The sequence below is a fragment of the Mycobacterium gordonae genome, from assembly GCF_001417955.2.
GTDB classification, from domain to species: Bacteria; Actinomycetota; Actinomycetes; order Mycobacteriales; family Mycobacteriaceae; genus Mycobacterium; species Mycobacterium gordonae_B.
Genome location: NZ_LKTM01000049.1, coordinates 1 through 10,611, shown reverse-complemented (window position 1 = coordinate 10,611; position 10,611 = coordinate 1). Strand labels below are relative to the sequence as shown.

Below are 10,611 nucleotides of genomic sequence, written 5' to 3'. Positions count from 1 at the left end.
CCTTTCCTTCGATGACTTGGCGGTCTCGAAGCAGAACCTACGCCCGGCCCCTTTTACACCGGCTTTAGGACGCGACCCGGCCCGAGCCAAGCACACCGTTACCTGCCCGACAACGCGCCAGCGACGACTCCCTGAGAAAACGCCTCGAAATCGCCAACCGCCGCAACCACGAACTCGCCGATGAGAACCGGCGGTTACGCCGCCAACTCGCGTGCGCCCTTGGCCAACTCCGCGACAACACCGGCCGACACCGCGAACCAACGCATCACACTTCGGTAACGATCGAACCATGCTGACCGCCAACCGATATCGATCTCCAACCGCGTCATGGACACCCTCCACGACACAAACCGCCAGGTCACCATAGGTATCCTAGGCAGAACTCCAGATAACCTGGGAGCGGCTCAACAAGGAGATCCGCCGGCGCACCGACGTCGTCGGCATCTTCCCCGACCGTAATGCCCTGATCCGCCTCGTCGGGGCCGTGCTGGCCGAACAACACGACGAATGGGCCGAATCACGGCGCTACCTCGGCCTCGACGTCCTCAGCAAATCACGCGCCGTCAAAGACACCCCGACCGAACAGGAGGACACCCCGGCGGCACTGACCGCCTGAACCATCACCACGAAGAATCACACGACGACGTCGTACACCACGTCCCTGGACTTGACCGTGACACGGCTCACCCGCTGCGTTCCTGTCGAGGACGTAGTCGAATTTGTAGTGTGCTTCGCAGCCGCACTGGAGGCACTTGGTTAGGCGGTAGCTTGCCCGCTTGGTGAACGGTTCCAGAGACGCGAGACCACCCTGGGCGAGGAGCTTCGTGATGTGGTCATCGCACCAAGCCGGGCGGGTTCTCGCGGAGAACGCAGCCGAGTTGTCGCACCCCCTCGCGGCGCAGACAGTCATGTCCTCAGTGAATCACGATGAGGGTGTCGTTCCGGCTAGGCATCGACGAATCACGCACACCGAGGGTGTGGCGGCGGCGAGGCGGCAACTTCACGGAGATCCTGCGATTCTGGCGTCGGATAGTGCTCCTGTTGACCCTGCGACCGGACGGAGGGTGAACAGCTCGCCGCTAACTTCGGGCCAGCGGCTATTCGAATCGTGCGCAACGGCGTACTCGCCCAACCAGCAGCGTTCGTCGGCGGGACTGATCTGCAACGTCCCGCTTGCAGAGATGCGTACCGCGGGGCTTGAAAACAGCGGTCCCGCTAGGCAACTCGTGGCCGATAGGAATTCGGACTCGGTAACCGTCGGCAGACGGGGGGCCATCGCCGCCGCGAGAGCTTCAGAGTACGGATCGTCATGAAAAGCTGCGATCGCTCCGTCGATGACAAACTCGCTGTTCGAAGTCGGCCGATGGGAGCCAGCGGGTGTGGTGTGCACGGTGATCCTGATACCGAAGTTGGTAGTGGCTGCGATGGGGTCATTAACCATGACGGAGACCAGGCCTTTGGCGTTGGCCTGACGAAGGGCGAACCACACCGGGCGGGCGGTGTCAGTGCCGACTGAGATTCGACGCGGTATGTGACGCCACCGTGCCAGCGTCTGGTCAGGTTCCCACGTACTCCACGACCCATCAACTGCGTAGCGGTAGTAGTGAAGGTGGCCGCTCACCAAGTCGATAGGTCTCGGCGCTGGCGGCGGATTGTCAGGACCGCGCTCAAAACGCAGTGCTGTGAATAGCGCGCTCGGAATGGTCTCGCTCATGTTGGTGAACAGACTATTTTCCGTATCTCCTGGAGCCGCGCTGGTGCTGTCGTAATGTCCTGCCAGCAGGGAGCACGGAGGAATGGTGAGCTGCAGAAATGCCGCTCTTACTTCACGTTTGAGTTCTGCCTGCCACTCATCTCTAGTCTCGCGACCGTGCTGAATCCGCTTTCCGGTCCACACCTCGAGGACATTGCCCGCAGAGCGGATCGCGTAATGAGTCACGATTCACGAGGGTAGTCTCGGCGCCATTCCCGCGGTGACGGGGTTTCTGAACTCTCGGCAACGCCGTCTCGGCTTGGTTGCCAGAACGGGATAGACGAGGGAACCCGAGACCTGCAGTGGGCAACATCCTTGATGTGGAGCTGACTGAGGACCTGAGTATTAGCGTGGATACGACCGGAACTCGGTGCTTCGAGAAGTGGGGTGCTGCAGAGGGCCGCAACACGTTGGCGGATGGTGCCCGCGGTCGGCGCCACGTCGTGTCGAACACTGGCTGCGGACATGGTGGGGCCCAGAAGAACACGTCGTTCAGGCCGCCCCGGTACGCGCGGGCAGTGTGTTCCGTAGTTCCCTGGGGCGGCTATTCGGGTCGAGGACGCGTGTCGCCATTTCGTGTCGGCCTCACCGAATACCATTAAGGGTCAAGCAAAGTTACATATTCGGAGAGACCAATGAAGCTCACGACGGTGTACGTGCGGTTCTACCGCTCCTTTAATTTCGACTATTTACGCAAAAGCAAAGAGGACACGACCTCGACGCCGGACCTGTGGGATCTCGTCGGCGATGACGAGCTGTTCTTTCCGTTCGTGCGTATACCGCTGGAGCCTGACGTCACTACGGTGGTCGGTGCGAACGAGGCAGGAAAGAGTCAACTGCTGTACGCGATCGAGGCGCTGTTGACCGGGAAGGGGTACGTCAGGCGCGACTTTTGTCGATACTCGACGGAATTCGCGGAGGAAGCGGCACCGGGTCTACCGGAGTTCGGCGGCGAGTTCACCGACCTCAGCGAGGATGAGCACTCCGCGGTCCTAGGGTTGGCGAATTGGACGGCGGAGACGGTCAACTCCTTTCACCTGTTTCGGTTCCACGACAGAACGGTTGTGTACGTCGGCGAAGAGTCCGTCGAGGTCGATGAGGCGCTCTCTGGCCTCGCGTTACCGCGCTCGTTCCGCATCGACGCACGAGTACCGCTTCCGGACAGCGTCGAGATCGCCTACCTGGCCGGAGACACGTCGCGGACCGGGCGCACCCGGGATGGCTGGCTCGGCCGGATGTCCTTCCTACGCCTTCATCCAGAGTCGCTGGACACTCCGCGAACGGGTGAGGCTAGGCCGGTTTACGACGGGGCCGATGATCCGCCCAGCAATCAATTGCTCGAACAGTGGGAACTCGCACGCCGGCTTCTGGTGGACGTCGCGGGGATTACTCATGACGAGTTCAGCGAGCTCGGAGCCGCGATTTCGATATCGGAGGGATACGCGGAGGCCCTGGTAAAGAAGTTCAATCGAAAACTGGCGGACAGTCTTAACTTTCGGCGGTGGTGGACTCAGGACAGCGACTTCTCTCTGCAACTGCGTCTGCGGGATTTCGACCTCGTGTTCACGATCCGCGACCGGACTGGCACCGACTACACGTTCGCGGAGCGCAGCCAGGGCCTCCAGTACTTCCTTAGCTACTTCGTCCAGTACCTGTCTCACGACCGGAACAAGGGCGAGATCCTGCTAATGGACGAACCTGACGCCTTCCTGTCGAACTCAGGCCAGCAGGATCTGCTGCGGATCTTCGAAGCGTTCGCTCACCCGGACACTGACACCGCGGCCCCGGTCCAGGTCGTTTACGTAACTCACTCCCCGTTCCTCATCGACAAGAACCACGCCGAGCGGATTCGCGTCCTAGAGAAGGGCGAGAACGAGGAGGGCACCCGCATCGTCAAGAATGCGGGTCGCAACCATTACGAGCCGCTGCGATCCGCGCTGGGCGCCTTCGTCGCCGAGACGACGTTTATCAGCTCGTGCAATCTAATGCTGGAGGGCCAGGCCGACCCGATCCTGCTCGCCGGCGCCAGCAACGTCGCCCGCAGGGTCGCGCCCAGCGGCAACGCGCTCGACCTAAACACGCTGACCCTCGTCCCGTGTGGGGGGGCTCGCAACATCGCCTACATGGTTCACCTTGCTCGCGGACGTGACGAGGATAAGCCGGCAGTGCTAGTCATGGTCGACGACGACGAGGAGGGCCGGGCGGCGATCGAGGACGTGAAGGCGATGAGGGGACTGCTGCCGCCGTCGCTGATTTTCAGCGTTGCCGACACTGCAGACGGTTCGCGGCGTCCCGGAATTGTTGAACTTGAAGACTTGGTTCCTCTGGCGCTGGCGAACGAAGCCGCGAAGCGGATCGCAGCCGCGGTCCTGCCCGCCGAACAGGCCGAGGCTTTCAGGTCGGCGTGGACAGATGTGAAACCGAGACGCGGACAGCGGCTCTTCAAATTGCTTAAGGATGCCGCAGGCGCCGCAAGCGCGAAGGGCGAACTGGTCCGGCCGCTCGAACTCGAGAAGGTTCCCTTCGCTCGAAGTGTCGTGGACCTCGCCCTGGCCAAGGACGCCGACCCTGAATTGCAGCAGGAGTTGTACACGAACTTTCAGCCTGTTCTTGCACACATCGAGATGAGGCAACGCGAGGCCATGCGCGACAACGCGCAGGCGAGAATCTCGACGGTTATCAACCGGCTTCGGAAGAACTTCATCAAGGATCATCCGGGCAGGATTCGCAAGACGGATGCGGTCTCGTTGCTGGAGTCGTTGCAGGCCCAGCTTCCGCTAGAGGCCGCCGAGGCCGATGCGGTGCTGCAGGGAATGCGTTCGATCCATCGCGAATTCAAGCTGGCCGACGATCCTCGCTCGATGCTTGACGAACCGGACCTTTTCAGGGATCGCCTTTTTACTCTCAGCTACGGAGCTACGAACGCGGTGCAGCAGGAAGCCTGAGTGGCCTGGCGGGGAAGGGTGCGATTCTGCGACCCAAAGTACCCGCCGTCCGCCGCACGTAATTTCTGTAGCACAAGCTTCACGCCGCGATCGTCGTAGCATTCGGCTGGGCTAAGGCCTCCGGTTTTCGGGCCAAGCAGTCAGATGCGTCAACGCGGTGTGGCTTCAAGCTTCCCGCAGTATGTCACCGTAGGGTGGAGGGTTGCTGGTTCCGCCACTGAAGCGGCTGCAATTGAAAGACAAGCTGGACGATTCAGTTGTGTCGACCGGCGCGGGAGGATTATGTATCTACATACTCTGAATGTAAGAGGGTTTCGTGCCAGCAGTGAGGCTGAAATTCAAGTTCAGCTCCCGGGGCGATTCAGCGTTCTGATCGGCAGCAACGGTGCTGGTAAGACGACGGTTTCCGAAGCTCTCTATTTAGGCCACCGCCAAACCTTCCCGCGAGTTCCTCCCATCAACTCGGCGGCGCTGGGGTCGGGCGATCGGTCGATCGAGGTCGAGTACTGGTACGAGCGAGAAGCCAGCGAAGAAGGCCCGCTGGGACGGATGATTCAAGCTCAAGCAGGTGTCAGCTTGACTGACGCCCAAGCCATGCGATGGGAACGACAGCTGTCCCGCAGCCTGGGCACCGTGCGGGCGCAGAACGTGGGATCTGTCGAAACCGAGCTTGCAGACGCGATCAGCCCGGTAGATTTCGATCCGGAGGTCGACGCGGTGACCGCGCAGCCATTCGTGCGGTCATTCGAGGCGTCGGACGAGCAGCCACAATGAACCCCAATAAGCCGGCTTCGCAGGCACCCATAAGATGCGCTCACGGCTCTACTGCGATTCCGGATTTCTCCGAAACTGCGACTGCCGCTTTGTAGGACGATTCCGGATTTCTCCGAAACTGCGACTGCCGCTTTGTAGGACCGTCCCCGGGGCCACGTCGCAGTCGCCTAGTAATCATGCCTTGACAAGCATTCCCGGATTTGACGGCTGCGCCGTGCGTTGTGGCCGCGCAGTCCGCCGTCGGCGCGGATTTATCGCATCCACGCCGATCGCGGCACCCGGCGCCGGAGTGGTTTTAGTGTCGAGGCTCTGAATGGCCTGCATTGGGTGTGTCATTTGCTGCAACCCCCGGCTGGTCTATACCAACCAGGCTCCACAGGGCGATCTTTTTTCCTCCTAGTTCGGAGACGGGTCCGTCAGCGAGGGCAACGTAAAAAAAGGGGTCGTCGCCTGGACGATACGTGACGCGAAACCCCTTGCCTCTGCCAGCTTCTAGGGCTTCGATCGCCTCCTCGGCGTTAATCGCGGTAGCCGCTGTGTGGACGGCGTACACAGGACCGATAGTCAAAGTTCGGCCTCCCGAAGTAAGCGAGTACGGGGTCTCTGCACGCCATGCTATCGGCCTCGGGGTCCTCAGTTCTCGGCGCAGATCTTCGCTATCGTCAGTCGTGATGTCCATGGTGAACGTCCGCGCGTTCGGGGAGGCGACGAGATGGCCCTCGACAAGTAGTCGCGCGATACGCATAGACACACGCTCGCCCGGTTGGATGTACTCGGGAATGGCGAAGAACTGGTTGCAGTGATTCTGGACGACCGCAAGGTCTCCCGCATACTGCTCTATAGCGATAAGGTCTTGACCGTATTCTGCGGCGGTGATTGGCGGGAAGTCAGCTAAGGTCGCCGCTAGTTCTCCGTCGAAACGGATTTCGAGGCGACTGCATGCGCGGATACATCTCGCCGCACACAGAACTTTCTCCACAAGGTCGGGCGGATCGGCACCGTAATGCACCACGAGGTCAATACCAGGAGGTCCAGCTTCGTGGCGGGATTTGGCAGCAGGATCCTCGTCGTTGGGTAGGCGAAACTGCACTTTGAGTCGATCATCGTAAAGACTAGCCTCAACGCTGCCGCCTACGCTGCCGCGGCCGGCATGCGTGACCCTTCCCTCATAGCTAGCCACGAACTCATCGCCATGCCAGATTTTGATCTCCACGGGCTTACCGACCGACGGTAGGTGGGTAAACGGCCCGAGATGAAACTCACCGGGTGGCCAGTCGCCGGCGATGAAGGAAGGGCCCCTGAAACTCACCGATTCGACTGCGTCGCCTGGGATGATGACGGGGTTCGAAGTGCCGTAGCCCAGACTGCGTTCGATGTGTTTACGCAGTTCGGCATCCTTGTCGGCAAGCGGTCGAGTCTGGACCGTGAAACCGATCGGGTTGCGGTCGGCTGCACCGGTATGTTGTGGACGCACCATGAGGGAATCGACGCCGCCTATACGTGCGAAATCAATGGTCCAGTCGGGGTCCGAGCTGTCGATTATTTTTCCGAGGTCACGTACGCGCGTGGCGATGTCGGTCATTCCGTTCAGTAAGGCGGCACGCTCTATGTTGTAGGTGCGGGCCATCTCGCGTAGTGCAGTTTCGGGATCCCGCTGTAGGAACGTGTCGAGGTCGGGGTCATCGGCCAGCCAATCATCAAGTTCGGTGCGGCCGACGATGCTGATTGTTGGCGGAATTGATCCACTATTCAGTGCCTCGACAAAGGTACGTTCGCTCGGAGTGAGAAGTCGCGGCACGACGAGTGTCCATTCGTCCGGCCTTTTGCCTAACGCGGCTTTGTACGATTTTTCGATCTGCGGTTTCCGGCTTTTCGCCCAGCCTGATGAGAAGCCTTCTGGAAAGTACTTAAGTTGGAAGATACGTCGGCGCCCATCCCCCGGTGTAACAAGATCGATGTCGATCCCGCCATCGCCGCCGCGACCGTCGACGACGGTCACATGTCCGATACGATTAAACCGCCGGCGGATGAGCACCTCGACGGTCCGGTCGAATTTTTCCTGGCCCAGCTGGTTCCAATTGATTGTCATGATGTTCCTCGGCGATCGTTCTACGATTGCAAAAAGTTTGACGGCATTCAGTTCAGAACACACTGATTTGCTGGACGCCCTATCCGCTAATGCTCGTACTTCGGTGACTTCCTCTTAAAAGAACGACTTGACGCTAACCGGAGCAGGGAATCTGAACTGAGCGGAACTGCGAAACCCCGCTCAATAGTGTTGGCGCACAACCGGCCAGGAGGCACAGCTTGTAGCCAGAAAGACTGAGACGTGACACCTGGCCGGCCCAATTCAATCGACACGGGTCCACTCTCCGCAATTCTTAGATTCGAAAGCGGCGTCGGTTGGCTGGATAGTGACTACGACGGACTGGGATAGTGAAACCATGTTGTTGGCAATGATGTTGCCCTGGCCATCAAGTCGCGACCAATAGCAGTCTTTCACCTGCCCGGTCTTGTATGTACCTGGCTGGATCTTGGTTCCACAACTTTCACAGTTCTGGCCGTTCCCGACAAAATTCTTGCCTCCCGAGAACTTTGTCATCCTGGGATTCGGGCCGAGCGCCTCGTCAAGCTTTCCCTGCTGATCCGGGCATAGGATCGGAATCATCGCTGGGACACGTCGCGCGGAGTCTCCCTTTGGTTCCGTCATCCAGAACCACTTGAGTTCATAGGCGTCGTCATCGTCACTGCGCAAGTTCTTGCAGAGGGATATGTCTGACGGGTAGCTGGCCCAAGCGTTACCAGTGATACCAGGGATAAATGCGATACCTGCCGCTGTCATCGCCGCTGCGTATTTGTCATAAAGCGGATCGCCCGAGCCCGTCGGCTTCGGTACGCTCGGCGACGCGGACTGATAGCTATTCGCGATTGTGGTCGTCGGGGCGCTTGCGGGTTGGTCGGGATGGCCGCCGCACGCCGCCAGTCCCGCGACCACTCCGAGGTTTGCAGCTACGGCCACGATTCGGGCGAGGATTGGCATTGATTGACCTTCCGTCAGCCAGCTAGACGGACTCAGTATCCTGGCCCGCAGGCGCTCACGGAAGGGTGTTCGCCCGTGGCCATGGGGATCAAATTACGCCAGCCACCTGCGGCGTACACGGTCTCTCGATCAGGCGCCATATCCCCAGCTGCGCCAACCAGATTGAGCGGAACTTCGTGACCGTGCTCAATATTGTTGGCGCACTGCAGGTCAGTGCTATTGGACTGCGTCAGGATGACTGAGCGAAGACAGTGCCCGATGAGACAGTTTGCGGACCGCGGCAGGAAGGTGAAGGCGGTGGCAAGTGATACGGCGATGGCGCGCCTGCGTGGCCGTCATGCCCGCGAGATAGATCGATTGTTCCGCGAATTCTTGAAGCTGCATCCGACGATCGACCCCCACCTCTCCGACGGCCTATGGATGACGGACGAGCAGGACGCTGTCTGGCGCGCGTTCACCGCCGACGAAGACGCCCGATTCAAGCGCGAGCGCGCCGCCCTGGCTGCGCAGTTGCGCGCAGAACGAGCCCGCGAATGAACGACCTCGACGCCGACGGCGTGATCCTCGTAGACCGCCACGAAGCCGCCGGCAGGCTATCGATCAGCGTCTCGGAGATCGACCGATTGCGCCGCATAGGCGAGATCGTCGCTAGGCGGCATGGGCGCCGCATCCTGTTCCCGGTGGCCGAACTGCAGCGGTACGCCGACACGCTGCCCGCCGACGAAAATCGTTAGCTGCTTGTCGGTGGTCGTCCGTAACCTTGAATGGGTGCGTACCCGTGACGAGATCGACGCCGAGCTGAAGTTGCTTGTCGCCGTGCGCCAGTCAATCCGTGAACAGGGCAACGAACCGCCGATTCGTCCGATCGACGAGTTGCTCGCCGAGAAGGCGGACGCTCATGTCAGGTAAGTCCCGCTACCGGGGGCCGCGCGATGGCAAGGGCGCGCCGAAGCCCAACCCCCTCTTCGCCCAGAACCGCATGCCCGCTGCCCAAGGAAAGAGGCCGCCGCCGTGGCTGTCGCCGATGGGGGGTTCGGTGTCAGACGAGCTGTTCTCGCACACCACGTCCTTCTTGGCGTCGCAACCGCAGCTGATCGTTTGCGGGCAGTTCGGGCTGACGCTACTGACAGATGAGGAACGACGCGAACTGCTCGCTGCCGCCAATCTCTACGACGCACTCGAAACCGTCGCGCGTGTGCAAGCGCAGTGGGACGTGGCCTACACCACCACTCACAACGTACGCGACGTTGAGTGTGAATTCCTCGTCGACGGCGGCGAAGGGGGCTTGTGCGAGAAGGTGATCAATCAGATCATCATCTATGGCGACATGCTCATTTCGCCCCGTGCGACGGCTCAGCTACAGCGTGAGATCATCGAGTACGCCTCGGCAGATCACGCCGCGCCGGCGATCGACCGCAACACGCTGATACATCTGCTGTTGTCGATCACCTCAGAGCAGAACAGCGACGCCGAGTTCGCGGGCGACGTGCCCTCCGCCGCCGAGATCGCGAAACTTCAGCGCAAGTTGCCGAAGATGGACGCCGACGAACTGCACAAATACGCCAAGCCGTACATCCAGAACGAGATCGCGAGTGCGCTCTTCAACCATCCGCTGCGGATGGAGATCGTCCTGTCGAACACCTATGACTTATGGTTCACCGAGTGGGCGGCGAGGTCAAAGACGACTGACTTGGGTGCGACGCCCGCGGAAGCTTTTAAGATCGCCACCGGCGTTGAACTGCTCGACGTCATGCGACTCGGGCATCGCATCATCAAGCGCAGCACGAACGCTCATCAGGTTCGGTTCACCCGCAATGAACTGCTAGCCGACGGCGCTACTGAGTCCGCGATCGACTACCTGTTCGCCAACATGGCGCCGCGACTCGACGATTTCAGGGCCAAATTGCAGGAGGATCGCGAGGCCGGGCCGATCAGCCATCAGCGGTACACCCTTACAAGATTTCCATTCCTGGCCCTCGACGACAACACATTCGTTGTGATCCGCCATCAATGGGCCCACGATCGGCTATGCGGGGGCCCGCTCTACTTCGAAGCGTGGGCCAGGTTGTCGGGGTCAACCCAAAGACGATTCAAGACTG

At 60.5% G+C, this 10,611-nt stretch carries 9 protein-coding genes and 2 pseudogenes; 7 read left to right on the top strand and 4 right to left on the bottom strand.

Annotated elements, in window-relative coordinates; translation table 11 throughout:
- Window positions 1–194: 194 nt before the first annotated feature.
- On the bottom strand, window positions 195–329 hold the full coding sequence (locus AO501_RS40635; protein WP_419775666.1) for a hypothetical protein: 135 nt from the start codon (window positions 327–329) through the stop codon (window positions 195–197).
- Window positions 330–397: 68 nt separating this feature from the next.
- Here AO501_RS40635 and AO501_RS07335 point away from each other — a divergent pair.
- Window positions 398–616 (top strand): annotated as a pseudogene (locus AO501_RS07335) (transposase); the annotation flags it as partial.
- 384 nt (window positions 617–1,000) lie between these two features.
- Here AO501_RS07335 and AO501_RS35105 read toward each other — a convergent pair.
- Window positions 1,001–1,939 (bottom strand): hypothetical protein, encoded by a 939-nt coding sequence (locus AO501_RS35105; protein ID WP_231752375.1) that lies wholly within the window; start codon window positions 1,937–1,939, stop codon window positions 1,001–1,003.
- A 449-nt stretch (window positions 1,940–2,388) separates the two neighbouring features.
- Here AO501_RS35105 and AO501_RS07330 point away from each other — a divergent pair, with 449 nt between their 5' ends.
- Window positions 2,389–4,698, top strand: coding sequence for an AAA family ATPase (locus AO501_RS07330; protein WP_055577102.1), 2,310 nt, complete (start codon window positions 2,389–2,391; stop codon window positions 4,696–4,698).
- A gap of 144 nt (window positions 4,699–4,842) precedes the next feature.
- A complete protein-coding gene (locus AO501_RS07325; RefSeq protein WP_156452370.1) occupies window positions 4,843–5,472 on the top strand; it encodes an AAA family ATPase in 630 nt (209 codons plus the stop codon).
- A 295-nt stretch (window positions 5,473–5,767) separates the two neighbouring features.
- Here AO501_RS07325 and AO501_RS36915 read toward each other — a convergent pair whose 3' ends face one another.
- Both AO501_RS36915 and AO501_RS36910 read right to left on the bottom strand, forming a co-directional pair.
- A complete protein-coding gene (locus AO501_RS36915) occupies window positions 5,768–7,561 on the bottom strand; it encodes a hypothetical protein (protein ID WP_156452369.1) in 1,794 nt (597 codons plus the stop codon).
- Between the two features lie 261 nt (window positions 7,562–7,822).
- Complete coding sequence (locus AO501_RS36910; protein WP_156452368.1) at window positions 7,823–8,512, bottom strand: hypothetical protein; 690 nt, start codon at window positions 8,510–8,512, stop codon at window positions 7,823–7,825.
- Window positions 8,513–8,809: 297 nt separating this feature from the next.
- Here AO501_RS36910 and AO501_RS07305 point away from each other — a divergent pair, with 297 nt between their 5' ends.
- The 4 genes and pseudogenes from AO501_RS07305 to AO501_RS07295 all read left to right on the top strand — a co-directional run.
- On the top strand, window positions 8,810–9,049 hold the full coding sequence (locus AO501_RS07305; protein ID WP_156452367.1) for a hypothetical protein: 240 nt from the start codon (window positions 8,810–8,812) through the stop codon (window positions 9,047–9,049).
- Complete coding sequence (locus tag AO501_RS07300; protein ID WP_055577096.1) at window positions 9,046–9,246, top strand: helix-turn-helix domain-containing protein; 201 nt, start codon at window positions 9,046–9,048, stop codon at window positions 9,244–9,246. The genes AO501_RS07305 and AO501_RS07300 overlap by 4 nt, the downstream gene beginning before the upstream one ends.
- A 34-nt stretch (window positions 9,247–9,280) precedes the next feature.
- Complete coding sequence (locus AO501_RS36905) at window positions 9,281–9,421, top strand: hypothetical protein (protein WP_156452366.1); 141 nt, start codon at window positions 9,281–9,283, stop codon at window positions 9,419–9,421.
- Window positions 9,411–10,611: pseudogene (locus AO501_RS07295) on the top strand (hypothetical protein); the annotation flags it as partial. The gene AO501_RS36905 and the pseudogene AO501_RS07295, both read left to right, overlap by 11 nt.